The sequence below is a fragment of the Serratia sp. CY37869 genome, assembly GCF_052168895.1.
GTDB classification, from domain to species: Bacteria; Pseudomonadota; Gammaproteobacteria; order Enterobacterales; family Enterobacteriaceae; genus Serratia; species Serratia ureilytica.
The window spans coordinates 773,897-800,322 of sequence record NZ_JBJNLU010000002.1 but is presented as its reverse complement, the minus strand read 5'-3'; the positions used below and the strand labels follow the sequence as shown (position 1 = coordinate 800,322).

The 26,426-nt window shown below is 60.3% G+C and carries 26 protein-coding genes; 11 read left to right on the top strand and 15 right to left on the bottom strand.

Features of this window, described 5'->3' with window-relative positions; translation table 11 throughout:
• Positions 1–653: 653 nt before the first annotated feature.
• A complete protein-coding gene (locus ACJ8J1_RS14120) occupies positions 654–1,952 on the top strand; it encodes an HAAAP family serine/threonine permease (RefSeq protein WP_033642508.1) in 1,299 nt (432 codons plus the stop codon).
• A 93-nt stretch (positions 1,953–2,045) separates the two neighbouring features.
• Positions 2,046–3,413 (top strand): L-serine ammonia-lyase, encoded by a 1,368-nt coding sequence (locus ACJ8J1_RS14115; RefSeq protein ID WP_033642507.1) that lies wholly within the window; start codon positions 2,046–2,048, stop codon positions 3,411–3,413.
• Positions 3,414–3,467: 54 nt separating this feature from the next.
• Here the strand turns inward: ACJ8J1_RS14115 and ACJ8J1_RS14110 are convergent, their stop codons facing one another.
• From ACJ8J1_RS14110 to ACJ8J1_RS14070, 9 genes are all read right to left on the bottom strand, one after another.
• Positions 3,468–4,133, bottom strand: a complete 666-nt coding sequence (locus tag ACJ8J1_RS14110) for a response regulator transcription factor (RefSeq protein WP_033642506.1) — start codon at positions 4,131–4,133, stop codon at positions 3,468–3,470.
• A complete protein-coding gene (locus ACJ8J1_RS14105) occupies positions 4,130–5,518 on the bottom strand; it encodes an FKBP-type peptidyl-prolyl cis-trans isomerase N-terminal domain-containing protein (protein WP_033642505.1) in 1,389 nt (462 codons plus the stop codon). The genes ACJ8J1_RS14110 and ACJ8J1_RS14105 overlap by 4 nt, the downstream gene beginning before the upstream one ends.
• On the bottom strand, positions 5,515–5,937 hold the full coding sequence (locus ACJ8J1_RS14100; RefSeq protein ID WP_046686746.1) for a hypothetical protein: 423 nt from the start codon (positions 5,935–5,937) through the stop codon (positions 5,515–5,517). The genes ACJ8J1_RS14105 and ACJ8J1_RS14100 overlap by 4 nt, the downstream gene beginning before the upstream one ends.
• 24 nt (positions 5,938–5,961) lie before the next feature.
• A complete protein-coding gene (locus ACJ8J1_RS14095; RefSeq protein ID WP_033642504.1) occupies positions 5,962–6,516 on the bottom strand; it encodes a fimbrial protein in 555 nt (184 codons plus the stop codon).
• 50 nt (positions 6,517–6,566) lie between these two features.
• Positions 6,567–7,205, bottom strand: coding sequence for a fimbrial protein (locus ACJ8J1_RS14090; RefSeq protein ID WP_033642502.1), 639 nt, complete (start codon positions 7,203–7,205; stop codon positions 6,567–6,569).
• A 74-nt stretch (positions 7,206–7,279) separates the two neighbouring features.
• Positions 7,280–8,044, bottom strand: coding sequence for a fimbria/pilus periplasmic chaperone (locus tag ACJ8J1_RS14085; protein WP_103681969.1), 765 nt, complete (start codon positions 8,042–8,044; stop codon positions 7,280–7,282).
• A 79-nt stretch (positions 8,045–8,123) separates the two neighbouring features.
• The gene (locus ACJ8J1_RS14080) at positions 8,124–10,658 is read right to left on the bottom strand and encodes an outer membrane usher protein (RefSeq protein WP_074446877.1); all 2,535 of its coding nucleotides are present in this window, start codon (positions 10,656–10,658) and stop codon (positions 8,124–8,126) included.
• A gap of 47 nt (positions 10,659–10,705) precedes the next feature.
• Entirely contained in the window at positions 10,706–11,242 is a 537-nt protein-coding gene (locus ACJ8J1_RS14075; RefSeq protein WP_033642500.1) for a fimbrial protein, read from the bottom strand.
• Positions 11,243–11,320: 78 nt separating this feature from the next.
• The gene (locus ACJ8J1_RS14070; RefSeq protein ID WP_025302212.1) at positions 11,321–11,842 is read right to left on the bottom strand and encodes a fimbrial protein; all 522 of its coding nucleotides are present in this window, start codon (positions 11,840–11,842) and stop codon (positions 11,321–11,323) included.
• Positions 11,843–12,506: 664 nt separating this feature from the next.
• Between ACJ8J1_RS14070 and ACJ8J1_RS14065 the strand changes: the two genes are divergently transcribed.
• The 3 genes from ACJ8J1_RS14065 (at position 12,507) to ACJ8J1_RS14055 (ending at position 14,401) form a co-directional block, all read left to right on the top strand.
• Positions 12,507–12,839, top strand: coding sequence for a hypothetical protein (locus ACJ8J1_RS14065; RefSeq protein WP_046686743.1), 333 nt, complete (start codon positions 12,507–12,509; stop codon positions 12,837–12,839).
• Between the two features lie 232 nt (positions 12,840–13,071).
• The gene (locus ACJ8J1_RS14060; RefSeq protein ID WP_033644236.1) at positions 13,072–13,890 is read left to right on the top strand and encodes a fimbrial protein; all 819 of its coding nucleotides are present in this window, start codon (positions 13,072–13,074) and stop codon (positions 13,888–13,890) included.
• A gap of 19 nt (positions 13,891–13,909) precedes the next feature.
• Positions 13,910–14,401: a fimbrial protein gene (locus ACJ8J1_RS14055; RefSeq protein WP_226772988.1), complete on the top strand. Its 492-nt coding sequence runs from the start codon at positions 13,910–13,912 to the stop codon at positions 14,399–14,401.
• A 102-nt stretch (positions 14,402–14,503) separates the two neighbouring features.
• On the opposite strand, the gene ACJ8J1_RS14050 is transcribed toward ACJ8J1_RS14055, so the two are convergent.
• Positions 14,504–15,709 carry a serine hydrolase gene (locus ACJ8J1_RS14050; protein WP_033633487.1) on the bottom strand — a complete coding sequence of 402 codons (1,206 nt, stop codon included), beginning with the start codon at positions 15,707–15,709 and terminating at the stop codon, positions 14,504–14,506.
• A gap of 467 nt (positions 15,710–16,176) precedes the next feature.
• Between ACJ8J1_RS14050 and ACJ8J1_RS14045 the strand changes: the two genes are divergently transcribed.
• Together ACJ8J1_RS14045 and ACJ8J1_RS14040 are read left to right on the top strand one after the other, a co-directional pair.
• Positions 16,177–17,544: a pyridoxal-phosphate dependent enzyme gene (locus tag ACJ8J1_RS14045; protein WP_033642499.1), complete on the top strand. Its 1,368-nt coding sequence runs from the start codon at positions 16,177–16,179 to the stop codon at positions 17,542–17,544.
• Between the two features lie 12 nt (positions 17,545–17,556).
• Positions 17,557–18,702 carry a trans-sulfuration enzyme family protein gene (locus tag ACJ8J1_RS14040; RefSeq protein ID WP_033642498.1) on the top strand — a complete coding sequence of 382 codons (1,146 nt, stop codon included), beginning with the start codon at positions 17,557–17,559 and terminating at the stop codon, positions 18,700–18,702.
• A 59-nt stretch (positions 18,703–18,761) separates the two neighbouring features.
• Here the strand turns inward: ACJ8J1_RS14040 and ACJ8J1_RS14035 are convergent, their stop codons facing one another.
• Together ACJ8J1_RS14035 and ACJ8J1_RS14030 are read right to left on the bottom strand one after the other, a co-directional pair.
• Positions 18,762–19,784 (bottom strand): isopenicillin N synthase family dioxygenase, encoded by a 1,023-nt coding sequence (locus ACJ8J1_RS14035; protein WP_033644235.1) that lies wholly within the window; start codon positions 19,782–19,784, stop codon positions 18,762–18,764.
• Positions 19,729–19,965 (bottom strand): hypothetical protein, encoded by a 237-nt coding sequence (locus ACJ8J1_RS14030; RefSeq protein WP_071845076.1) that lies wholly within the window; start codon positions 19,963–19,965, stop codon positions 19,729–19,731. Before ACJ8J1_RS14030 ends, ACJ8J1_RS14035 begins: the two co-directional genes overlap by 56 nt.
• Before the next feature lie 107 nt (positions 19,966–20,072).
• On the opposite strand from ACJ8J1_RS14030, the gene ACJ8J1_RS14025 reads away from it, so the two are divergent.
• Both ACJ8J1_RS14025 and ACJ8J1_RS14020 read left to right on the top strand, forming a co-directional pair.
• Positions 20,073–20,729: an HAD family hydrolase gene (locus ACJ8J1_RS14025; protein WP_033642497.1), complete on the top strand. Its 657-nt coding sequence runs from the start codon at positions 20,073–20,075 to the stop codon at positions 20,727–20,729.
• Between the two features lie 91 nt (positions 20,730–20,820).
• Entirely contained in the window at positions 20,821–21,441 is a 621-nt protein-coding gene (locus ACJ8J1_RS14020) for a glutathione S-transferase family protein (protein WP_033642496.1), read from the top strand.
• A gap of 13 nt (positions 21,442–21,454) precedes the next feature.
• Here ACJ8J1_RS14020 and ACJ8J1_RS14015 read toward each other — a convergent pair whose 3' ends face one another.
• A complete protein-coding gene (locus ACJ8J1_RS14015) occupies positions 21,455–22,555 on the bottom strand; it encodes a PQQ-dependent sugar dehydrogenase (protein WP_033642495.1) in 1,101 nt (366 codons plus the stop codon).
• Positions 22,556–22,686: 131 nt separating this feature from the next.
• Here ACJ8J1_RS14015 and ACJ8J1_RS14010 point away from each other — a divergent pair, with 131 nt between their 5' ends.
• The gene (locus ACJ8J1_RS14010; protein ID WP_033642494.1) at positions 22,687–23,106 is read left to right on the top strand and encodes a GNAT family N-acetyltransferase; all 420 of its coding nucleotides are present in this window, start codon (positions 22,687–22,689) and stop codon (positions 23,104–23,106) included.
• 11 nt (positions 23,107–23,117) lie between these two features.
• Positions 23,118–24,101, top strand: coding sequence for a magnesium and cobalt transport protein CorA (locus ACJ8J1_RS14005; protein WP_033642493.1), 984 nt, complete (start codon positions 23,118–23,120; stop codon positions 24,099–24,101).
• A gap of 76 nt (positions 24,102–24,177) precedes the next feature.
• Here the strand turns inward: ACJ8J1_RS14005 and ACJ8J1_RS14000 are convergent, their stop codons facing one another.
• The gene (locus ACJ8J1_RS14000; protein ID WP_033642492.1) at positions 24,178–24,990 is read right to left on the bottom strand and encodes a nitrilase-related carbon-nitrogen hydrolase; all 813 of its coding nucleotides are present in this window, start codon (positions 24,988–24,990) and stop codon (positions 24,178–24,180) included.
• Positions 24,987–26,414 (bottom strand): purine-cytosine permease family protein, encoded by a 1,428-nt coding sequence (locus tag ACJ8J1_RS13995; RefSeq protein WP_033642491.1) that lies wholly within the window; start codon positions 26,412–26,414, stop codon positions 24,987–24,989. Before ACJ8J1_RS13995 ends, ACJ8J1_RS14000 begins: the two co-directional genes overlap by 4 nt.
• Positions 26,415–26,426: the final 12 nt, after the last annotated feature.

Genomic DNA, 26,426 nt, shown 5'->3' with positions numbered 1-26,426 from the left:
CGCATTTTTATCCGCTAACCACGTAAGTAATTTCCCTTCGTTACTAGCGGCGCTTTTCAATTAAACTCCTTTAAAAACAAATAAATACAGCTCATTTGACTTAAAAATACAATGTGATCTACGTCACTAAAACTGCTTAATCCGGGTTTTTAGCTAGATCCAAAACCACGCATAAAATATATTGCTCGGCTTGCTGCTGAGCACAGCGCTTTATCCGGCTGATTATTGTACAAGCCGCATAATCGCAGAAATTTTTATGAGAGCGTTCTCAGCACAAAATCTTACACAAATGTGCAACAAATGCGCGAAAAATCGATGAAAAAGCAGATAACTGCACACATTACGCATTTGAGAGCAGGATCACGGTTGTTTCTACTGTAAATCGTTATCTTGCCGCCAACAAAAATCGACAGGCAAAGACCTGTCGGCAGCGGTAACGACTTTTATCACCCCGTGGCGGTGAAAAGTCTTTGGTGAATTACCCGGCGCTGTGCCTGTGGTAATGAACACAATAAACAACCAGGGGGACGCCAAAACATCCCCGCAAGCAACACCTGATTCTTACCGCAAGCGTTGCCTGAATAGGACGTTTGACGGTTTAACCTTAAGTTTTGCCTTTTAATTTTAAATTCGTGTTCACTTCGGAGATATTTATGGACACTACACAGACCGGCACAATTGCCTCTGCGGCTTCGGGTTCCAGCACTACCTGGCGTAAAACGGATACCATGTGGATGTTGGGCCTGTACGGCACCGCCATCGGCGCAGGCGTCCTGTTCTTGCCAATCAACGCCGGCATCGGCGGTTTGATTCCTTTGATCATCATGGCCATCATCGCTTTCCCGATGACCTTCTTTGCCCACCGCGGCCTGTGCCGTTTCGTTCTGTCCGGTAAAAATCCCGGTGAAGACATCACCGCCGTGGTAGAAGAGCACTTCGGCATCACCGCCGGTAAACTGATTACTCTGCTGTACTTCTTCGCCATCTACCCGATTCTGTTGGTTTACAGCGTGGCGATCACCAACACCGTCGACAGCTTCATTACCCACCAGTTGGGCATGACGTCGCCGCCGCGCGCCATCCTGTCGCTGATCCTGATCGTCGGCCTGATGACCATCGTGCGCTTCGGTGAGCAGGCCATCGTGAAAACCATGAGCATCCTGGTCTTCCCGTTCGTGGCGGTGCTGATGCTGCTGGCGGTATACCTGATCCCTAACTGGACCGGCGCCATCTTCGAAAACGTGTCGCTGTCCGGCAGCGGTACCGGCACGGGTCACGGCCTGATCATGACCCTGTGGCTGGCAATCCCGGTGATGGTGTTCTCCTTCAACCACTCGCCGATCATCTCCGCCTTCGCCGTCGCCAAACGCGAAGAGTACGGCGCAGACGCCGAGAAGAAATGCTCCCGCATTCTGGCTTATGCACACATCATGATGGTGCTGACCGTGATGTTCTTCGTGTTCAGCTGCGTGCTGAGCCTGACGCCGGAAAACCTGGCGGAAGCCAAGGCGCAGAACATCTCGATTCTGTCTTACCTGGCCAACCACTTTAACAACCCGATGATCGAGTACATCGCGCCGGTTATCGCCTTCGTCGCCATCACCAAATCGTTCCTGGGCCACTACCTGGGCGCCCGTGAAGGCTTCAACGGCCTGGTCGCCAAGTCGATGAAGAGCCGCGGCAAAACCGTCAGCACCGCCAAGTTGAACCGCATGACCGCTATCTTCATGCTGGTGACCACCTGGATCGTCGCCACCCTGAACCCAAGCATCCTGGGCATGATCGAAACCCTGGGTGGCCCAATCATCGCCATGCTGCTGTTCCTGATGCCGATGTACGCCATCCGTAAAGTGCCTGCCATGCGCAAGTACAGCGGCCACATCAGCAACGTGTTCGTGGTTGTGATGGGTCTGATCGCCATCTCTGCCATCGTGTTCAGCCTGCTCGGCTAATCACGCCCGGCCGGCGCCGCTTGCGCGCCGGCCCTCCCGCACTCCCCCATTTCCCGTATTCACCGCCTGAAACCTGAAGAAGGAGGCGAGACCATGGTCAGCGTTTTCGATATTTTCAAAATCGGTATCGGCCCATCCAGCTCCCACACCGTTGGCCCGATGAAGGCCGGCAAACAGTTCGTCGACGAGCTGATCGCGCACCAGCAGTTGCAGGACACCACCCGCGTGGTGGTCGACGTCTACGGTTCGCTGTCATTGACCGGTAAAGGTCACCACACCGACATCGCCATCATCATGGGCCTGGCCGGCAACCTGCCGCACGATGTAGACATCGACAGCATTCCGGGCTTTATTCGCGACGTTGAGCAACGCGGCCGCCTGCCGCTGGCCAACGGCCACCACGAGGTGGATTTCCCGCTGCACGGCGGCATGAACTTCCACAGCGACAACCTGCCGCTGCATGAAAACGGCATGCGCATCCGCGCCTTCGCCGGTGAACGCCTGCTGCACAGCAAAACCTATTACTCGATCGGCGGCGGTTTTATCGTCGACGAAGAGCACTTCGGCCAGTCAGCCGAGGGCGCTACGCCGGTGCCCTATCCGTTCAAATCAGCGCACGATCTGCAGCAGCATTGCAAGGAGACCGGGCTGTCCTTGTCCGGCCTGGTGATGCAAAACGAGCTGGCGCTGCGCAGCAAGGCGGATATCGACGCGCATTTCGCCGATGTCTGGCAGGTGATGAGCGCCGGTATCGAGCGCGGCATCAACACCGAAGGGCTGCTGCCCGGCCCGATGAAAGTGCCGCGCCGCGCCGCCGCGCTGCGCCGCATTCTGGTGACCGGAGACAAGAACAATATCGATCCGATGAACGTGGTCGATTGGATCAACATGTTCGCGTTGGCGGTCAACGAAGAGAACGCGGCCGGCGGCCGCGTGGTCACCGCGCCGACCAACGGCGCGTGTGGCATCATCCCTGCGGTGCTGGCCTACTACGACAAGTTCATCCGCCCGGTGAACGCCAACTCCTACACCCGCTATTTCCTGGCGTCCGGCGTGATTGGCGCGCTGTACAAGATGAACGCCTCGATCTCCGGCGCCGAAGTCGGTTGTCAGGGGGAAGTGGGCGTGGCCTGTTCAATGGCGGCGGCCGGGTTGACCGAGCTGCTCGGCGGCAGCCCGGCGCAGGTGTGCATCGCGGCGGAGATCGCCATGGAGCACCATTTGGGGCTGACCTGCGATCCGCTCGCCGGCCAGGTTCAGGTGCCGTGCATCGAACGCAACGCCATTTCCGCCGTTAAGGCGGTCAACGCCGCACGCATGGCGATGCGCCGGACCAGCGAACCGCGGGTTTGTCTGGATAAGGTGATCGAAACCATGTACGAGACCGGCAAAGACATGAACGCCAAATACCGCGAAACCTCACAGGGCGGGCTGGCGATCAAGGTCGTGGCCTGCAACTGATCGCCACGGCGAGGCACTTAAGGCGCCGGCCGGTGTGACTTGGCCGGCGCCGTTTCAATAGCGATCCTTTCCTGCCGCAATGCCGGGCTGAATGCCCGCACGAAGCCCCACAGCCCCGGGACGAGCGCTGTGCCGCAGCCAGCCGTAAAGTTCGGCATTACGCCGGAATCCCATTTTACGCATGACGCTCATCTTGTGATTGCTGACCGTCTTCACGCTAATATCCAGCATCCGGGCGATTTGCGTGACTCCCATCTCCCGCGTCATGCAGCGCATGATCTCTTGTTCGCGCAACGTCAAGCCCCGGTGTTGGCATGCGCAGTTCCTGCCACAGCTCAGTCGGCCCGACCATTTGCTGCGCCGCTCCAGCTCGGCGCTCACCTGATACAGCGCCGAAACCAACGGCATATCGTGGTAGATGACGCCGGCCTCCAGCGAGCAGCGGTTACCGACGGTGCGTTTATGCCGTCCCTCCGGCGTTCGCAACGAGAAATACAGCGTTTTACGCCCCACGGGCTGCGCCTCAGAGAGGTGACAAAAACAGCTTTGCACGCCGGGAGGAAAATAGCAGAACACCAGATCGGCTTCATGAGCCTGCCGCGCATCCACTAACAGCGTGCGCTTGCCGTAAGTGCTGAAGTGCAGCGCCAGAGCCTCTTGCCAACCGGCGCTGAAGTATCGATTCTCATCAAATAACGCGATTTTTATCATCGTGTTCATCCCTGCCCTCCCGCCGTGTCGGCTTCCCGTTTAACCGCCTGGACGCCCTTTGCCGGCGCCTGGCTGTTGTCGATGCGCAATTCATAAACCATGGTGGCGTTGGGCGGCACCTTCGGCGGGTAGCCGGTTTCACCGTAGGCCAGCGCCGGCGGCACGACCATCGTCAACGAGCCGTGGTTGTGCAGATGACTTATCGCCTCCCGGAACAGCGGCGGGTATTCGGACAGCGGTTGCGACAGCACCTTGCCGCTCAGATCCATATCCTGGATCACCGTGCCGTCGGTCAGCTTCTCTTTCACCACAACATCGACCACCGCCGTTGGCGCCAGCGCCCCCTCCCCGGCATAATCCACCCGATACCAGAAGCCCATCGCCGACTGCTTTACGCCCTTTTGTTGACTGAACTGCGTCAGGTAATCGTCATCGCGCCGCCGCTGCTGGTTAACGCGTTTCTCACGCGCGGCCACGGCGGCGGCATCCGCCTGCGCCGTCAACGTATTCAGTTCCTGCGGCGACAGCTGCAAACGTCCCGACACGCTGTCGATAACGCCCGCCAACAGGCTGTCGCGATCCACCGGCACGCCCCAGCTTTGACGCTCCGTCATCAACCCCTGAATATCCCGCCCCAGCGCACTGCCCGCCGCATAGGACAAACGCTTGCGTTCATCCTTCAACTGCTCCGGCGTCATCTCCCATTGCAGCCGCTTACGCAACGCCAGCAGGTCTTCGCGCGCCTGCTGAGTCGCCTTCTGCTCACCGGCCCGCTTCTGCTCGCTTTCTTCCAACGCGGCGCGCAGAGCGTGCAACGCCTCCTGGTGCTCGCGTTGGCGTTGTGCAAGCGTTTGTGCCGATGCCTGCGCGGCAGACTCAAGTTCGGTGACGCGCCGTTCGGCCTGCGCCGCCGTCGCTCTGCTTTTGGCGGTTTCCTGCGTCGCCTGACGCAACAGCGCCTCGGCGCGCTGCACGTCGGGCGAACCGCGCCAGGCGGCGCCCAGCCCGGCGATCCACTGTTGAAGCGTTGACGAGTCCGGCAACGCCGCGACGGGTGGCGCCGCTTTCTCCGCCCGCAGCGCGGCGAGCTCCTGGCGCAGCGCCGTCAGCGCCATTCGCTGGCGCGCCAGCTGTTGATCGCGCGCCAATAATTCCTGGCTCAGCGTAAACGTTTTGGCCGGTGAGGTGGATTGGCTGTTGTCCGACAGGCGCTTCGCCGGCTCACGCTTTTTTTTCCCTGACTCACGGTCGTCCGGCGCCGTTTTTTCGGTCGCCGGACCGATATTCTGCCGTTGATACTGCTCGGCAAACTGCAGCAGCGCCGGCACGCCGTCGTCCGCTTGCGCGACGCCGGCGAACAGCAAAGCGACACAGCCCAGCAGACGCAGCCTCATTTAACCTGCTCCCCGCGATCCGCCAGCCCGGTCAACACCGCCTGATTCACCCCGGCACACAGATAGTTGACCTTGTAGCGATACAGCGCATCCACCGTCTCCTGCGTGTCACCGTTTACCCGGGCGCGCAGGTTGGCGTACTGGGAAGCGCCGCTCATCAGGCTGTCGAACGCCTGTTTGTAGCGCTGATACTGTTTCTCGTTGATCGTGCGCAACGCGCCCAGTTGCTCCTGACACTGCCGCAGTTGCTCGGCCTCACGTTGCTTGCGCAACACCTCTTCTGACGGAGGTTGCGCAGCCTGATTTTGGGTGTTCACGGCAGGCTTGCCCGGCTTTTGGCTTTGGCAAGCGGCGGCGCTCAACGCCAACAGGCACAGCATCCCCATGCGCAGGGCGTGATTGACGTGCTTTCTCATCATTGCGTTTCTTGTCCTTGTAGGCGCTTATTCGTATTCCAACGTGAAGGTGGCCACCGCGCTGAAGGTGCCGCGGCCGATGGACTTCGTCTGGATGGCTTCCGGCTCTCCCTGCACATAGGCTTGCAGCGTGAGTGTGGTGTTGCCGGCGTTCAGACGGAATTTATCGCTGGCGCGATTGAGCGGCAGCGCCTTGCCGCTGCTGTCCTCCAGCCCGATGCCGATCCCCGACGCCAGGCTGCCGCCATCCAACGCCAACAGGCCGGGCAGTTTGGCGTTCTCAGTACCGGTAAACGTAATGGCCACCGTATTGCCCAGGCTGAGATCGCACTCGGTCAGGTGCAACGCGAAGGTTTGGCTGTGGGTGCGGGTGTTCAGGTACAGGTATTTGTCGACGATGGTGCCGAAATCCAGTTGGATGTCCTCATCCCCCGGTTGTATGACACACGGCTCGGCCACCAGCGTACCGTGAAAGCGCATGTTTTCCGCCGCAGCCGCCGGCTGCGCCATCATGCCGGCCAGCATCACCATGCCGGCTCCCAGCAGCGCGCTTCGGCGCCGGTTCGTCTCTGTCGCGCGCATGACGCCACTCCCTTTGGTTATGCTTGCGCCTGCCAGGCGCAAGCGGCGTATTAGTCGTAATAAAGACGGAAATCGATCGCCGCGCGGTAAGCGCCGGCGCTCAGCGTCGCCGGAGTGCGCACCGGCGTCACCGTATACGTCAGGGTGTTTTGTCCCGGCGTCAGCAATACCGGTTTGTTGCGCGCGCCGAGGCGGACCGGCAGACCGCGGGCATCCGCCAACTGCAACCCCAAACCGGTGACGCCGGCGACCCTGACCAGACCCGGCGCGTCGTCATCCGTCGGCGCGGAAAATGCGACGGACACCGCAGGCTGGCTGCCGCTCCAGGCCAGAACCCCGGTCCAGGCGTCGCGGTTGCTCGCCGGCGCCCGCAGGCAGTCTTTCAGCGTCAGCTCGAAGGCGACCGGCGTGCCGCGATCGCCCGGGCGCTGGAAGTGCGCCGTTCCCGTCTCGCCCAGCCATACCTCCTGGCGGGCGGTGGTCATTTCCAGGCTGCAGGCGCTTTCCGTTAACGCGCCGTAGACGTGGAGCGTGCCGTTCGCCCCCTCAACGTCCCAGTTATCCAGCGCGCGGGCCGGCGGCATCAGCATCAACATCGTGCCCGCCGTCAGCGGCACCATCAGCGCGGCCAACACCGTCAGGCCAATAGTGCGTCGCTGATGACGTTCATAGGCCTTTCCCAACAGCATGGGGTTCTTTCGTTGCATGATTCGTTCACTCCGCTGTGTTCATGACTTGGTCTTCCCTGCTTGCGCGCGGCGCGTCATTTGGCGACCGGCACGACCTGGCAGGCATTGCCGGCGCAGCGGAAGTTCAACTGCGGCCGACCACCGTAATCGTTGATGTACGCCAGCGACGGGCCGCTGCCGAGGCTCGCGGCTGAGACGTTCAGCGAGGCGCTGGCCTTCGGCGCCACCATCAACGGTTCAAAGCCGGCGGCCCCTTTCCCGCCCTTGCCGGCGCTCGCCTCAACGATCGTCACGTAATACGGGGTCGGGTTGTTCACCACGTACTTGTCGCCCTGCCGGGTCAGCGTCAGCTGCTCCTGCCACGGTGCGGCGTTCTTTTTCGGGGCGAGCGCCGCCGGGCGATAAAACATTTTGATGCGCGTCTGCAACGCTATCTGCAGCGTGTTCGGCTTATTGCTGCGCGGCGGGATCTCGCGCAGGTTGAAGTAATACAGTGTCTCCCTGTCCTGCGGCAGCTGACGCGCCGCCGGCAGCGACTGGATCTTCACCTGGCTCGGTTTGCCCGGCTCCACCCGCTGCACCGGCGGCAGCACGGTGAAAGGGCTTTGGATCTTGTTGCCGCGCTCGTCTTCAATCCACCCCTGGGCCAGATAGGGCAATTGCTTATTCTGATTGCTGATGTTGAGGCTGACCGTTTTCTGGTCGCCGTCGAAAATCACGCGCGTGCGATCCAGCGCGATAGCCGCATGGGCGGGCAGGCCGATCGCGCCGATCGTCAACGCGGCGGCGAGCGAGCTCAAAAGGGAAACGGTCTTTCTGGTCATAGTCAGATTCATCATGTCTTCACGGTTCCAGTCAGCCGAAGGCGGGCGATTCCGCCCCGGCGGTTTAGCGGCGAAGCACGCTCCGCCGGGGGTATCAGTTGGCGTTCTCCGCCGGCTTGTTACCGGTGAGAGGACGGCAAGGCAGCAGCAACGTGTTCATCAGCATTTCGGCCGGCAACGGCGCCGGCAGCTGGATTTCACACTGCGCCGCGCCGTTCCAGTGCACGCTCATGCGCTCGCCGGGGTTGAGGCCGGACAGGTAAACGCTGCCGCCGTCATTGATGATGCCGGTCTCCTGTTTGCGGGCATTCAGCACCGTGGCGCCAAACGGCGGCTCACTGCCGTCCGCCAGCTTGACGATCGCCATCGCCTTCTCGCCGGCAATCACCTCGAACTTGCGGTAGCCGATGGCGCCTTCGGTCAACGTGGCCTGCACCACGGAACGCGTCGCCTCGACGTTGTCGCCCAGGCTGTTGAGATCGATGCTGGCCTTGTTGCGGTAGTAGCTGTTCACATCCGCCACCACCGCCTTGCCGTAACGGTTGGTCAGCACCGTACTGCCGTAGCCACGCACCGGCACGCCGGCGACGCCTTCGGTATCGAGCAGCAAGCGCGTGCCGCCCGGCGTATTGACGCGATGCAGCACCGCCCCTTCCGCCGCCATCGTCAGGCCGCCCTGCGCGCCAATGCCGACGGCGCTATAGCGGCCGGCCTGGTAGCTGGCGTTGGCGTTGATCTGCGCCATATCGCCCTGATGGCTGTAATACCCGCTGGCGGTCGCCCCACTGCGCGCGGCGCCCGCGCTGATCTGATAGTTGTTGTGTTCATCGACCCGGTTGTAGTAACCGACCCGATGGGCGTTCTCTTCGCGATCGAGCGTCATGTTGTAACTGAGCGTCCCGGCGCTGCCCCAGGGCAGCGACAGCGACAGGTACATCCCGTCGTCGTTGCGCTCGTTGTAACGGTTGCGATAGGCCGACAGCGATACGCTGACGTTCTTGAAATCGCCGATATCGAAGTAGCGCGATACCATCAGGTTGTAACGATCGTTCGGCGCCCGATCCCAATAGGTTTGGTGGCTGTAGTTGAGATAGGTGCTGAGCCCCAGATCGCGGAACTGTTTGTTGAAGGTGATGGTGTACATCTCCTTGCTCTTGCCGCTGCGTCCCCCTTCGTAACGCGCATCGAGGTAGTCCCCCATGCTCATGAAGTCCTCCTGGGAGAAGCGATAACCGGCGAAGGTGACCTGGCTGTCGTATTCATCGAAGTTCTTCGAATAGCTCAACCGATACGAACCGCCGGTAAGCGTGCCCTCCTGCGGCAAACGCGCGCGCGACTGCGTGGCGTCGAACGACAGCGCCCCCAGCGCCATCAGATCGCGCCCGATCCCCAGCGACAGCGCGTTGTAATCGCCGCCGGCGATGCCACCGCCGTACAGCGACCAGCCGTTGCTGATGCCCCAGGAGAACTCGCCGGTGCCGAACATCGGCCCGCGCAGGTGATGCCCCCACTCCGACGGTTTGCCCGTCGCCAGCTTGTAACGCACCGTGCCCGGGCGCGTCAGGTAAGGAATGTTGGCGGTGTTCATCTTGAACTCCTGCACACTGCCGTCCTGCTCTTCGACGCGCACGTCCAGCTCGCCGGAAACGGCGTCGTTGATGTCCTGAATGCGGAACGGCCCCGCCGCCACTTGCGTTTCATACAGCACGCGCCCTTGCTGGCTGACCACCACCTTGGCGTTGGTTTTCGCCACGCCGGTCACTTCCGGCGCATAGCCGCGCAGGTTGGGCGGCAACATGCTGTCGTCGGATCGCAGACTGACGCCGGTAAAGCGCAGGCTGTCGAAAATGTCGGAGTTCAGGTAATCCTCCCCCATCGTCAGCCGCGAACGCAGCGCCGGGATCGCCCGATAGGCGTAATAGCGGCTCCAGTCGAACTGTTTGTCAGTCGGCTGAGAAGATCCGGTCTGGTGGTTGAGGTTGGCCTGCCAATCGGCGCGCAGGCGCCAGGCGCCCAGGTTGGCGCCGCCGGTGCCGTTGCCGCTCAGGCTGTAGCTGCTGCCGCCTTTCTGGTGCTTTTGCGTTTGGGCGTTGACGTTATAGTCAAACAGCAGCCCGGGAATACCGTCATCCCAGCGAGAAGGCGGATCCCAGTTTTCCGAGCTGTACTCCAGATAGGCCTGTGGGATGTTGAGATACAGCGCGGAACTGGCGAGATCGCCGCGCGCTTCCATCCCCGCCAGACTGGAGGCGTCAAGGCAGCGGCCGCCGTGTGTCCAGTTAAGCGTGCTTAACAGCTTTTCTTTCAGCCCCAGTTGGTTGACCAATGCCGGTGAAAGACAGGCTTCACTGCCTTTAGGATCGTTCTCAGGCGCCAAAAACGTCACCGGCTGTTCCGGCAGGTCGTTCTTATTGACGTGCACCACCATGGTATAAACGCCCGGCATGATGTAGCCGCTGCGCGTAAATTGGCTCAGATCGATATTTTTACGATCGTTGATGTCTAATACGTCAGTATTGAATTGAATAACGTCGGCGGCATAGACCAACGCGATCGGATTTCCCAGAGAAAGGGCAACACAGAGCCCCAAAGCTTGAAGACGAAATAACTTCCCTGCCGGTGAAAGCATAATAAAAGTCCTTTCAATAACGAATTAACCGTCAGTACGAGAAAAAATCAAAAATAATCCAGCTTAAAACGCACTGTGGAAAAATACGCTCCCGCCTTCAACGGCTGATGATTCGGCATCAACGTCATGGAATAATTCAGCACTCTATTTCCCGGTATTATTCCTTCCATCGGTAAGGGTTTCCCTGGAATAACCGGCGTGCCGTTGCTGTCTTTTATCTTCAATGCGACGCCGCGCGCCTCGCCCTGTACGCCAAACAGAGCGCCTTCCGCATAACCATCAAACGTGACCTGAAAGAATTTCCAATCAGGTTTGTTTTCCGGCCGTTCCAAAATGCAGTTGACCAATTCAATACTGAAAGGTTTGGTCATCCCCTGGCCGTCACGAATGATCTGCCCGAGAGGAAGAGTGTCCATATCGATCGTCTGATCGCGGCTGCCGGCGGCAATGGCGCAGGCGGTGTCGATAATGGCGCCGTGCATACTGACCTTGCCCCACCCCTGCGCGGCGGAAGTTGCATAGCCGGGCGCAAACGCCAACGACGCCAAAAGAACGGCACCCGCTCGATTCCTTGGTAAAAACATCGCGACATTCCTTTGACAGGGAGATTCACCAGGCATGCGGCGAACCCCATGCCTGGTTGATTAAGCCTTCGGACTCACTTACTGATAAGCCAGGGTGAAATCGGCTACGGCGGTGAAGTCGCCCGGAACGATGGCGGCGGAAGCGCCTTCGCCCTGCAGGTAGGCGGCGAAATGCAGGGTGTTGTTGCCGGTGTTCAGAGTCTGCGCGGTAGTCGCTTCACCCAGTTTGATCGGCTGGCCGTTGTAAGAGATGGCTACGCCGGCGCCGCTGGCGGTGCCCGCGATGCCCAGCAGATCCTTATCGGTAGACGATGCTACGCCGCTGAAGGTGGTTTTAACGGTTTTCAGGGTGGTGATGTCGCACTGCTCCAGCTTGATTTCAAACGGACGCGGGTTGGATTTGCCGCCGTTTTTCAACGCCACGTTGGACACCTGGCCCAGATCAACGGTCTGATCGATCGACTCAGGCGCAATAGAGCATGGCGCATCAATAATAGAGCCCGTGAAGGTGACCTTACCGTGTCCCTGATCGGCTGCCTGTGCAAAAGAACTTGCGCCAAATGCAATCACTGCAGCCATCATGATTTTGTTAAGTTTCATAGAACCTATATTCCTTATAAGAAAAAATGCATATTCCAATCAAGAAAAAGAGCAACAGGAAACCTGCTCGCGCTTATATGTGCGCAGCCCTGATTCTTTAGCATCTTGCTAGTTGGTTAACTGCCAAAACCCAAAGGCACCGACAATAAAAAGTCGATAACGGTAAGTCTGCAGCGGCCCACCCATTAATGAATTCGTCCTATAAAAATAAACGAAATCACAACGAGCATGGGCCAATACTTTCTAATCCGCCCTTCTTGTCCGGCGATGAATATTCTGGCAAATGCCTCTCAGCAAAAAAAGGCTTTTTTTGATCAAGGCGAACATTCGCAATTTATTTCCTAATTAAAGTTAATTTACTGTTATTTTTAGGCTCATAGATCGTAAAAAATACTTTTATAGAGCAATATCCTGTTTTTGCGAGATTCACAAGTAATCAGATCGCAAAGTGGCACTTTGTGAATATAATAAACCAAAATTTTAGGTTTCTGCGTGACGCCCCCCCTGCCTGAACATAGGTAAAAACGGGGCGGGCAACGCCTTTTTTTTCAATCCTGATAAATAGATAGGAATTTTCTTTGTTCGCGTTTTACCTCGTTGTTGGTAGACGGCGAATGTTTGTTTTTTCTTAGGAATACGGCAATCGGAATACAGAGGAAGTGCTATGGAAGCGTTATCTCCGAAACAAAAGGAAATACGGCAATTGCAGCACGATCTGCTGCAAACATTATTCGCGCAATCGCCCCGTCAATGTCCCGTCGCCGGGCCGCCGCCACAGCAGCAGTGGCTCTCGACACGGCAACTGGCCAATGCCGTCAACGTCGGTGTTTACCGGGCTCGACGGCTGTTATTGGATCTTGTCGCCCGACAAGAAGTGATTGTGACGGACGGCTCCATCAACAACTCGTTGAGGTGGTATCCCACCGCGTTGTTAGGCGGTGGCGATAACAACGGCATACCCAACAAAGATGCATCTCACTCTCCTTTAACGGAATAAATATGGCCAGCCGGCCTGATTGGCAATATTTCATTGCGGAGTAACGCCGCACACCATTTATATATATCGGGATATTATCGTGAGAAAAACAGCCCTGCTATTTTTACGTTGCTGCCTGGCACTCTCTTTCTTCCTGCTGTTTGGCAACGCCAACGCATTTACTTGCCGCACGTCCGATGGCGGACTTATTCCCCCGGGGGGATCGGCCACGCCGGTTGACGTCCGGGTTCGCATCGGGCCGCAGCTTTCTTATGGCAAAAACGAAATCGTCAACGTCAGCCAGGTCACCTGTAAAAACGACGTCGCGAGCTGGTACGACTATCTCAAAACCGATAGCCCGGCGCTGTCGATGAACGGCGCGATTTTTGGCTCGATCGGCAGCGGCACGACCATCAACGGCAGCGACTATAACTCCCCGGTGCCTGCCGGCATCAGCGTACTCAGCCTCACCGGCTTGCAGACCCAGTCTGTCGCCATCCGGGTCTATATCGTGTTGAACCGTTTCCCAACGCCGGACATCAAGGTGAATAAGGGTGACGTCATCGGCCAAATCAACTTTATTCAGACCAACGATCAACCGGGCTGCCCACAGTGCGGCGTTTATCGCTGGCGCCTGATCGCCGACAACGACGCCTACTTCGTCACCACCAGTTGCACCATCAACAACGGCCAGCAAATTAATGTCGATTTTGGTCAGATCCGCCAGGACTTCCTGACCCAGAGCGCCAACGACGCCCAGATCAAACAGGACAAAGCGCTCAGCTACCAATGCGACGACCAGAGTGCGACGCAGGATATTCTGATCCGCATGGTCAGCGACGCCAGCGGCTTCTCCAGCGATTTTATCAAGACCACCAATCCTAACGTCGGCGTGGCGATGGTGTATAACGGCGCGGTGGTGAAACCCAACAATGCCTTCAGAACACGCATCGTCAACGGTCTGGGTAACGACACCGTCACCTTTGTGCCGGTGAAGAACAATGTCCCTTACACCAGCATCGCCACCGGTCCGCTGTCGGGCTCGGCCACGCTGATCTTCAGCGCACCTTGAGACGGGAGCCAGAATGAACATGACGATAAAAACGGGCTGCGCCCTGCTGTTGGCGCTGGAATTGATTAGCTCGGCCGCTCAGGCCGCCGATCAGGGCACCAAAGTCAACATCACCGCCACCGTAGTGGCGCCTCCGCCTTGCGTGATCAACGACGGGCGCACCATCGATATCGACTTCGGCAAGGTCGGCATCAAACGCATCGACGGCAGCCGCTATATGCAACGCATCGATTACAGCATCAAATGCGAGTTTCTGGATAACAGCCGCCAGTTGAAAATGAAGATCATGGGCAGCGCGGCGGCCTTTGACAACAGCGTGTTGACCAGCAGCGTCACTGGATTGGGCATCAAGCTGTTGGCCAACGGTAAGGCCTTCGCCATCAATACGCCGCTGAACATCGACTACGCCAATCCGCCGACGCTTGATGCAGTGCCGGTGAAAAACAGCGCCGTCACCCTGGCGGAAGGCGACTTCTCCAGCGGCGCCACCATGCTGGTGGACTATTTTTAAAGCGCCGCTTCGGCCGGATACTGAAAATAAAAAAAGCCGCAACGTCTCCGTTGCGGCTTGGTCGAGGATGGTGCGCCCGGGGCGCTCCTTACATCAGGCTATTCAGCCGAAGATCCCGCCGAACCACTGGCTCAGCTTCATCATCACCATATCCCAGATGCGGCTGAAGAAGTTGCCCTCTTTCACCTCTTGCATCACCACCAGCGGGTGCTGTTCGATGGTTTTGCCGTCCAGCTGGAAATCGATGGTGCCGACCACCTGGTTTTTCGCCAGCGGCGCTTCCAGCGTCGGTTGGGTCAGCTTGTAGCTGGCCTTCAGGTTTTTCATCTGCCCTTTCGGAATGGTGACCGAGGCGTCTTTCGCCACGCCGAGCGGCACTTCGCTGACGTCGCCGAACCACACTTTCTGGGTGACGAACGGTTTATCGGCCTTGATCGGCGTCGCGGTTTCATAGAAGCGGAAGCCCCAGGTCAACAGCTTTTCGCTTTCGCTAAAGCGCACGCGATCGCTCGGCGCGCCCAGCACCACCGAGATCAGGCGCATCGGGCCGTCGGTGGCGGACGCCACCAGGTTGTGACCGGCGCCGCTGGTGTAGCCGGTCTTGATGCCGTCGACGTTCAGGTTGCTGCTCCACAGCAGCCGGTTGCGGTTAATCTGGCGGATCTTGTTGAAGGTGAACTCTTTCTCTTTATGCAGCGCGTATTCGTCCGGCACGTCGCGGATCAGCGCCTGACTCAACAGCGCCATGTCGCGCGCGGTGCTGTACTGCCCTTCCGCATCCAGGCCGTGCACCGTCAGGAAGTGGGTATTCTGCAGGCCCAGGGATTTGGCGTAGTTGTTCATCAGGCCGACGAACGAATCCTGGCTGCCCGCCACGTAGTCCGCCAGCGCGATGCTGGCGTCGTTGCCGGACTGGATCACGATGCCCTTATTCAGTTCCAGCACCGGCACCTGATCGCCCGGCTTGATGAACATCAGCGAAGAGCCGCGCAGCGCCGGGTTACCGGGCGCCCAGGCGTCTTTGCCGACGGTGACCATGTCTTCCGGCTTGATCTTGCCGGCCTTGATCGCCTGGCCGATCACGTAGCTGGACATGATCTTGGTCAGGCTGGCGGGATCGAGACGGGTGTCGGCATTGCCTTCGGTCAGCACCTTGCCGCTGTTGTAGTCCATCAGAATGAAGGCCTTGGCGTCTACCTGCGGCGGCGCCGGCGGCTCGGCCGCGTGTACGGCCGGGGCGGCCAGCAACAGGATGCCTACGCTGAAGGTCAGTTTTTTCAGGGAAGTGGATAAGTTTTTTTTCATCATGACGTCGCCAGAGTGTCCATTCAAAACCATTGAAATAGCGTTAACTTTCAAACATGTTCACGTTTTAAGCCAACCAGCGAGAGTGGCCCGGTGCGCGCGTGCCGGCCGCAACCCCCTGCGGCGCCCGTAGCGGGTAACACAACACACCGAAAATGCCCTTGCTGTGAGTTTATGTGATTTATCTTATTTTTGCAGGGTTTAGCGTGAATTTTCAGCATTTTTACATAACTGTACGCAGGCACGCATTTATCGTTCAAAAAAGCATCGAGACGCGCACTTTCGCCCCCATCCACGGCTAAACGGCCAAGCATCTGCACCGCTAAACATCTGCGCTTCCATACGTCTAAAAAAGATTAATATATTCCATAATGGCATATATAACCGTTATTTGTTCTTTTTAAAGCGCTTATCCTCAGCGCTATCATCCGCACAACGACTTTTATACCGAATAATCCTGGAGATGAGTCATGGCGATCCCCCATTCCGTCATCGAGATGATTGGCAATACCCCGATGTTGGAACTGACCCAGTTTGATACCGGCCCGTGCCGGCTGTTCGTCAAGCTGGAGAACCAAAACCCCGGCGGTTCGATCAAAGACCGCGTGGCGCTGTCGATGATCGAGCAGGCCGAGCGCGACGGCAAACTGCAGCCGGGCGGCACCATCATCGAAGCCACCGCCGGCAATACCGGCCTGGGGTTGGCGCTGGTGGCGGCGCTGAAAGGCTATAAGCTGCTGCTGGTGGTGCCGGACAAGATGAGCCGCGAAAAGATCTTCCACCTGCGCGCGTTGGGGGTAGAGGTGTTGCTGACCCGTTCGGACGTCGGCAAGGGGCACCCGGCTTATTATCAGGATTACGCTAAACGCCTGGCCGGGGAGATCCCCGGCGCCTTTTATATCGATCAGTTCAATAACCCGGCCAACCCGGCGGCCCATACCACCACCACCGCGCCCGAACTGTGGCGGCAGATGGATCATGACGTGGACGCCATCGTGGTCGGCGTCGGTTCCGGCGGCACGCTGGGCGGGTTGAGCCGCTATTTCTCCGAGGTTTCGCCGCAGACGGAATTCGTGCTGGCCGACCCTGCCGGCTCTATCCTGGCGGACTATCTCGACCACGGCCAAATCGGCGAAGCGGGCAGTTGGCTGGTGGAAGGCATCGGCGAAGACTTCGTCCCGCCGCTCAGCGACTTTGACCAGGTGCGCCACGCTTACCGCATCGGCGATGAAGAAGCCTTCACCACCGCGCGCGATCTGCTGCGCAAGGAAGGCGTGCTGGCGGGCTCCTCCACCGGCACCCTGCTGGCCGCCGCTCTGCGTTACTGCCGCGCGCAAACCGAACCCAAGCGGGTCGTGACCTTCGTTTGCGACAGCGGCAACAAATACCTGTCTAAAATGTATAACGACCACTGGATGCTGGAGCAGGGCCTGCTGAGCAAACCGCAGCACGGCGATCTGCGCGATCTGATCGCTTATCGCCACGACGAAGGCGCCGCCGTTTCCGCCGCGCCGGACGACACGCTGGCGATCGTGCACGCCCGCATGCGGCTGTACGACATCTCGCAGCTACCGGTGCTGGAAGGCGATCGGGTGGTCGGATTGATCGATGAGTGGGATCTGCTGAACGCCGTCCAGGCCGACGCCGCCCACTTCAGCCTGCCGGCCGGCAGCGCGATGACCAAGCAGGTCCAGACGCTGCAAAAGGAAGCCGGCTACGAGGAATTACAGGCCACCTTCAACCATGGCCACGTCGCGGTGGTGCTCGACGGCGAGCGCTTCCTCGGCCTGATTACCCGCACAGACGTGCTTAACGCCTGGCGCCAAAAATTACGTTAATAAGGATCCATTATGGCCAAGTTTGATACGTTGACCGTTCACGCCGGTTACACCCCGGACGCGACCGGCGCAGTGATGCCGGCGATTTACGCCACCTCCACCTACGCCCAACCGGCACCGGGCGAACATACCGGCTACGAATACTCCCGCAGCGCCAACCCGACGCGCACCGCGCTGGAAAGCGCCATCGCCGAACTGGAAGGCGGCAGCCGCGGCTACGCCTTCGCCTCCGGTCTGGCGGCCTGCTCCACGGTGCTGGAGCTGCTCGATAAAGACAGCCACCTGATCGCGGTAGACGACCTGTACGGCGGCACCTATCGCCTGCTGGAAAAAGTGCGCAGCCGCACCGCCGGCCTGCGCGTGACTTACGTGTCGCCGGCGGATCTCGCCGGGCTGGAACAGGCGATCGAGCCGGATACCAAAATGATCTGGGTCGAAACGCCGACCAACCCGCTGCTCAAGCTGGCGGATCTGAGCGCCATCGCCGCGATCGCCAAAAAGCATCAGCTCATCAGCGTGGCGGACAACACCTTCGCCTCGCCGTATCTGCAACGTCCGCTGGATCTGGGCTTTGACGTGGTGGTGCACTCCGCCACCAAATACCTTAACGGCCACTCCGATGTGGTGGCGGGCGTCGCGGCGGTGGGGAATAACCCGGCGCTGGCGGAACAGCTCGGTTTCCTGCAAAACGCGGTCGGCGGCATTCTCGATCCGTTCAGCAGCTTCCTGACGCTGCGCGGCATTCGCACTCTGGCGCTGCGCATGCAGCGCCACAGCGATAGCGCGCTGCGCATCGCCCAGTGGCTGGAGAGCCAGCCGCAGGTGGAAAACGTCTATTACCCCGGCCTGCCGAGCCATCCGCAGCATGAGCTGGCGGCGCGCCAGATGACGCGCTTCGGCGGCATGATCTCGGTACGGCTGAAAGGCGACGACGCCTATGCGCGCCGGGTCATCCAGCGTTCGCGCCTGTTCACCCTGGCGGAAAGCCTGGGCGGCGTGGAAAGCCTGATCAGCCAGCCGTTCAGCATGACGCACGCCTCCATTCCGCTGGAACAGCGCTTGGAAACCGGCATCACGCCGCAGCTGGTGCGCCTGTCGGTAGGGATTGAGGATGTGGAAGATCTGATCGCCGATCTGCAGCAGGCGCTGGCGGAATAATCACCGCATCAGCGCACCATCAGCCCGGCCGACGCGCCGGGCTTTTTTACGCCCGGCGTTCAGACGCCGATGACGTCCTGATAAAAACGGTGCGCCACATCGGGGTGAGAGCGGATGCGCCCTTTCAGGTAATTGTCGCCCACGTCGCGAAACAGCGGGTTGAGCGGATCGCTGGCCGGGCCGCGCGCCTGCGCCGCCAGCTGCGGCGGCAGTTGATACAGCGGCACCACCGCGTCCAGCCGCGCGCCGAGGAAGAAAGCGATCGACAACCTGTCGCGCCCCGCCGGCGGCGTTTCCACCCGGTGCACCGTGGCGCGCAGGTAGCCGTTGGTCGCGAGTTCCAGCAGCTCGCCGATGTTCACCACGAAGGTGTCTTCACGCGGCTGCGCGTCTATCCATTGCCCTTCGCTCACCTCTACCTGCAGCCCTTTTTGCGCGTCCTGCAGCAAAAAGCTGAGAAACCCGGAGTCCTTGTGCGCGCCGACGCCCTGTGCGCTGCCGGTGGCGTCCCGCCCCGGATAGCGGATAAGTTTGATGTGCTCGTTGGGCTTCTCGCCGTACAAGCGATCGAACGCCTGCTCCGGCAGCGACAGCGCCAAAGCGAAAGCGCGCAGCAGCCGCAGCGACATGGCGGTCATGGCCTGTTGCCACTGCAGCAGCAGCGGTTTCAGCGTCGGCAGCGCCGCCGGCCACTGGTTTGGCCCCTGCAGGCGCGCCCAGCGCGGCGTGTCATCAGACAGCGTCAGCGCCGGGCGCTCGGCGCCGATATCGAACTGCTCGCGCCAGTCAGGCTGCCCGCGCGTGAGTTCCGCCGCCGCCCGGTTGTAACCGCGAAAGTGCGGTGAATGCACCATCTGCACCGCCAGCTTGTCGGCTTCCGGCAGGGCGAAGAATTGCCGCGCGGCGTGCTGCAGCCGCGCATTCAGCGCGCCGTCCACGCCGTGGCCGCGCAGATAGAAAAAACCGACGTCGCGAGCCGCCGCGCGCAGATCGTCGAGAAAGGCGCGCCGTTGGCGCGCATCACCGTCAAGCTGCGAAAGATCCAGCAGCGGCAGCGTCTTCTGCGTCGTCAGATGCGTCATCATGCGGTTCCTCTTCTTCCCCGATCACGATCGGGCTGCCATACAGGCGAATAATCAACATTGTCACTCCCCAGCGGGTAGCTGCATTTGCTTCATAGTTATCACCGCGCTCGCCGGAGCGGCCAATATTGTTGCGTTCTAAGTTATGCAAACGTTCAACAAACTGTCGCAAAACCGTCATCAATGTTTCTTATGCTCTGCGCAATTTCGCCGACGCCGCTGGCTGGCGACGTGCGCTATCCGCTATCCTGTAAACGACCTCATACCCTGCCTGCCGGAGAAATACTGATGGATTTAGCTTTATTCGACCTGGATGAAACCCTGATTGACGATGACAGCGCCAGCCTGTGGATCCGCTGGCTGGTCGGCCAGGGGTTCGCGCCGGCGGAGCTGGAACTGCAGGAGCAGCAGCTGATGCAGCTCTATTATCAGGGCAAGCTGTCGATGGAGGACTACATGCAGGCCACGCTGGCGCCGCTGGCCGGCCTGAGCGTGCAAACCGTGGCCGGCTGGGTGCAGCGTTACATCCGCCGCGACATCCTGCCGCGCGTCTATCCCGCCGCCCGCGAACGCCTGCAGTGGCACCGCGAACGCGGCGACTGCATCCTGGTGATCTCCGCCACCGGCGAGCATCTGGTGGCGCCGATCGCCGAACAGCTCGGCGCCGACGATGCGCTGGCGATCGGCGTGGAAATCAGCGATGGCCGCTTCACCGGCAACACCTACGGCACCATGACCTATCAACAGGGCAAGGTGATCCGCCTGCAGCACTGGCTGGCGCAGCACCCGCACCTGAAGTTCGAGCACAGCCACGGCTACAGCGACTCTCTCAATGACAAGGCGATGCTGCAATTCGTCGACAGCGCCACGGTGATCAACCCCGACAGCGAACTGAGCGCGCTGGCGGCGGAGCGCGGCTGGGAAGTGTGCCGCTGGGAACGCTGAGCGGCAGACAAAAAGTGCCCTGCGGTGTGACAAAAAGCGCGTTGTGGCGTAGGTATAGAGGGTCCTTATTATCCGCTAACGGAGTTATCCCATGCTGACCATTTGGGGTCGTGAGAATTCGAACAACGTCAGGAAGGTGCTGTGGTGCGCCGCCGAATTGGGGCTCAACTATACCCACATCAACGCCGGCGGGGCGTTCGGCAAAGTCAACGAAGAGAGTTACCGCGCGTTGAACCCGAACGGCCTGGTGCCGCTGCTGCAGGACGATGACTTCGTGCTGTGGGAGTCCAACACCATCGTGCGCTACCTGGCGGCGAAATTCGGCGACGCGACGTTCTATCCGCAAGATCTGCAGGCGCGCGCCGCCGCCGAGAAATGGATGGACTGGACCACCTCGACGATTGTCCCGGCCTTCACCATCGTCTTTTGGGGCCTGATACGCACCGCGCCGGAGCTGCGCGACATGGCGAAAATCGAAACGGCGATCGCCACGCTGGAAAAACACTTCGACGTCATCGAACAGACGCTGGCGCACCAGCCTTACCTCTCCGGCGGCGCGTTCGGTTTCGGCGATATCCCGCTCGGCAGCTTCGCCTACGCCTGGTTCGAAATGCCGATCGCCCGCCGCCCGCGGCCGAACATGGAGCGCTGGTATCAGCAACTGCGCGCACGCCCGGCCTACCAGCGCGGCGTGATGAGCGCACTCACCTGACGCGTGCGGGGCGTTACGACGCCCCGACCTTCAGCAGCTTGCCGTCCCGTTCGTCCGTCAGCAGATACAGGTAACCATCCGGCCCGCTGCGCACCTCGCGGATGCGTTCGCCGCGATCGCCCAGAAGCCGCTCTTCCGCCACCACCTTGTCCCCCTTCAGCGTCAGGCGAATCAGTGCCTTTTGCGCCAGTGCGCCGATGAACAGCGAGTGCCGCCAGGCGGGGAAGCGCTGCCCATCATAGAACGCCATGCCGCTGAGGCCGGGCGAAACCCGCCAATAGTGGAGCGGTTGTTCGGTGCCGGGCACCCGCTCCCCTTTCGCCTCGGGGATCGGCTGGCCGGAATAGTTGATGCCGTAGGTGGCCAGCGGCCAGCCGTAGTTTTTACCCGGCAGCGGGATGTTGAGCTCATCGCCGCCGCGCGGGCCGTGCTCATGCTCCCAGATTGCGCCACTCCACGGGTTCAACGCCAGCCCTTGCGGATTGCGATGGCCGTAAGACCAAACCTCCGGGCGTTTACCTGCCTGGCCGACCCAGGGGTTGTCCGGCGGCACGGCGCCCTCGGCGGTCAGCCGCACCAGTTTGCCCTGCAGTTTGTCGGTCTCTTGCGCCGTCGGCCGCTGATTGTTTTCGCCCAGCGTGATAAACAGGTAGCCTTGCCGATCAAACGCCAATTTGCCGCCGAAGTGATTGCCGACCGACAGCTTGGGCTGCTGACGGAAGATCACCTTAAAGTTTTCCAGCCGCGCGCCATCGTCGCTCAGGCGGCCATAGCCGACCGCCGTGCCGGCTTTGCCGCCCTCGCCCGGTTCGGCGAAGCTGAGATACACCCGGCGGCTGGCGGCGAAATCGGGCGCCGGCAGCACCTCCAGCAGGCCGCCCTGCCCTTCGGCGTAGACCTGCGGCACACCGGCGATCGGCGGCGACAGTCCTTTATCCTGCTGCCACAGCCGCAGCCGGCCGGGCCGTTCGGTGATAAGCAGGCCTTGTTCCGCCGGCAAGAAGGCCAGCGACCAAGGGTGTTCCAGGCCGTCCTGCAATTGGCTGACCGTCGGCGCGGCGTGCGCCAGGCCGCTGCACAGCAGCAAACCGGCCAGCAGAGTCAATCGGGGCATGGCGTCCTCCTGAAGATGAAATGACCCGTTTAGTGTAGCCCACTCAGCGGCCGCGGTCGTTTGCATTACATTTCAACGGGTTGCCTTTTAGCCGCCATGTGCTTAAGTTAATCCATTACCCAGGAGGAAAAATGGACATTACCGTTACCGACGCGATCGACGAACAAACCCTCGATGCGATCAGGCAAGGCCTGCGCGCTTACAACCTGCCGCATATCGACGCCAGCCACCGCAAGCCGCTCAGCGTCTATGCGCGCGACGAAGCCGGCGCGGTGATCGGCGGCCTGACCGCCGAAACCTGGGGCAACTGGCTGAGCGTCGAGTGGCTATGGGTGGCGGATACCCAGCGCGGCAGCGGCCTCGGCGGCCGACTGATGCGCGCCGCCGAGCACGAGGCGCAGGCGCGCGGCTGCCGCTACGCCCGCCTCGACACCTTCAGCTTTCAGGCGCGGCCGTTCTACGAAAAGCTCGGTTATCAGCTGCAAATGACGCTGAAAGAGTATCCGGTGGAACATGAGTGTTATTTACTTACCAAAACGCTGACTGATTAATGGATGGACGGATGGACAGCAAAAGCATGGTGGTGAACTGTGTAGCGTACAAAGCCGGCCAACGGCTGGGCGAAGTGACCATCGACGATATCAGTGAGGTGGTCAAACAGCCCGACACCTTCATCTGGCTGGGATTAAGGCAGCCGGAGCCGGCGTTTATGCGCAAGGTGCAGGAGGAGTTCGGGCTGCACGATTTGGCGATCGAAGACGCGCTGTGCGCGCACCAGCGGCCGAAGCTGGAGACCTACGGCGACTCGCTGTTCATCGTGGTGAAAACCGCGCAGTGGGGCGAGCACGACGAAATCGAATACGGCGAAACCCACTTCTTCGTCGGCAAAAACTTTCTGGTGACGGTGCGCCACGGCGCTTCGCCCAGTTACGCGCCGATCCGCGCCAAGGCGGAAGAGAACCACAAGCAGATGTGCCGCGGGCCGGGCTTCGCCCTCTATTCGGTGTTGGACTTCGTGGTGGATAACTACCGCAGCGTGGTGGCGCGCTTCGAGAGCACCATCGAGAACATTGAAGCCAACATGTTTCAGTCAGAGTTCGATCAGGCGGCGATCGAGAACGTCTATACCCTGCGCCGCCATCTGCTGGCGCTGCGCAACGCCGCGCTGCCGATGGATGAAATTTGCAACCAGCTGATCCGCCTGCACGAAGAGGTGATCCCGAAAGAGCTGCGCGCCTACGTGCGCGACGTGCAAGATCACGCCCATCAGGTGGTCAGCAATATCGACGACATGCGCGAAATGCTGACCAACGCCATGCACGTCAACCTGGCGCTGGTGACGGTCAAACAAAACGAAGTGGTGAAACGGCTGGCGGGTTGGGGGGCAATCTTGGCCATCCCGACGGTGGTCTTCAGCCTGTACGGGATGAACTTCGCCGACATGCCGGAACTGAAGTTCCCGTGGGCCTATCACGCCACGCTGGGAGTGACCGCCGTCGGCTGCATTTTCCTGTATCAGAAACTGAAGAAATCGGGCTGGCTGTAAGCGCCAGAACGGCGGATTTTCCCCACCGGCGAAGACGATCTGCGGAGCAGCCGGGTCCACCGACCGCCCCGCCGCTTCAATACAGCATCGGCCGCCGATCGCGATGCACGTGATTGTGGCGGCCAATGTGCTTGTCATCGGCTACGCCGATATCCATCGATGCCAGCACCATGCCTTCGCCTGTCAGGCTCTGCGTCAACGGATAGCCGTCGGCGTCGACGATCACCGAACCGCCGATCCACGCAACGCCGCGCTCCGTTTCGCAGCGATCGCACACCGCGATGAACAGCCGATTGACGGCGGCGTTGGCCTGGGCCTTCACCATCTCCGCCGGCCGTTCGCCCTGCGGGCGCGGCGCCAGCGGCCAGTTGACCGGCGCGCACAGCAGCTGAGCACCGGCCAACGCAGGCAAGCGCACCCACTCCGGAAACTCGAGGTCGTAACAGATCATCACCGCCAACCGGCCAAAACGCGTCTCGACGACCGGCGGCGGCCGATCGCCGGCGGTAAAGATCAAACTCTCTTCATGCCACAGGTGCGCTTTGCGATAAATCGCCCTCACCCCCTGCGCATCGATCAACGCCGCGCTGTTGGCCACCTCACCCTCGGGCAGGCGCTCGCAAAAACCGGCGACGATCGCCACATCCAGCTCACTCGCCAGGGCACACCACAGGCTGAGGCTAGGGCCGTCTTCGGCCTCGGCCAACGCCAGCGCCTCCGCCTTGTCGCGCAGCACGTAGCCGCTGTTCACCAACTCCGGCAACACGATGACGTTGGCGCCGCGCTGCGCTGCCCGGCGGATCGCCTGGGCGGACAGCGCCCGATTATGTTCCGCTTCCCCGACCCGCAGCGCCAACTGGCAGCATGCGACGCTGATTTTTTCCTTCACTCCCGTTCTCCTTCCAATAATCCCTCGCAACGCAACGCCACCCGCCGTTCGGCTTCAAGATCGAGCTTTCGGCACATGACGACATAAACGCTCCCGGCCACCAGCAAGCCGATCAGAAAAGCGATATCCGCGCCGCCCAGTAAAACAGCAAAGGGGCCGGTGTAAAAGCCCAACGTCATGAACGGCACCATCGCCAGCATGCCGATCGCGTAGGCCGTCAGACCGGAGCCGCCCCAACGGCCGTAGATCCCCGCCGGGTTGAAGATTTCACCTATCGCGTAATGTCCGCTGCGCACCACGTAAAAGTCCATCAGATTCACCGCCGTCCAGGGCACCAGGAAATACAGCATCAGCAGCACGAAGGTATTGAAGCTGGCGAGATAGCTCGCCGGGATAGCCAACGCCACCGCGAACACCGTCAGAGCGACGACGCCGATGCCGGCCATGCGTAATTTCAACGTTGGCGTCACTTTACGGAACGCGTCAATCGCGCTGAGGCTGGTCAGCATTGCGCCATAACAGTTGACCGCCATGATACCGACCAGCGAAGGCACAGCGATCAACACGGCCAGCGTGCCGAACCCCGGATAGATGCCATTCCCCACCGCCTGTACGCTGCCGATCGCATCGGGAGCCGGTAAGGCTGAGGCCAGAAACGCGCCCAGCGACATCAGCCAAAGCGCCGATCCGGCCGCCCCCAGATAAGTCCAAAAGATCACGTTGGCCGACGGCGTTTCATGCGGCAAATAGCGCGAGTAGTCGGAGACATACACCGCGTAGCTGATCTGGTAGCCGGCGGCCGCCGACAGCTGAATCAAAAAAGCCGCCCACGAAAAATGCCCGGCGCCGACGACGGCGTCCATCCGCAGCGACAGCACGGCACCGACCGTCAGCACGCCGAACACCGCCATCATCACATAGGTCAGCCAGCGCTGCACCGCATGCAGCATATCGTGGCCGACGATCGCCAACAGCACGGCCACCGCGATCAGCAACGCATACCAAGGCGGACGATGACCCGGCAATACCGTGTTGATCGCATCGGTCGCGAGAATAACGTTGAACACGTTGAAGCCGATGTAAACAAACACCACGGCGGCAAAGGGAACGATGGCGCCACGCAGGCCGAATTGGGCCCGCGACTGGATCATCTGTGGCAGCCCCATGCGCGGCCCCTGATTGGCATGACACGCCATGAAGAACGTGCCGAACCCCACGCCGACGACAATGGCCAGCATTGAATAAAGCGCGCCCAACCCCAACGCCGGGCCGGTGAAACCGACCACCATCGTCGTCAAAACGAAATTACCGGTGAACCAAAACGGCGCCTGATGCCAAACCTTGCCATGCCGCTCGTGACGGGGCACATAGTCTATCGAGCGCACTTCAATTTTTGGGCGTGGCGCCACATTGCGATTGTTCATGTCCCACCTCGT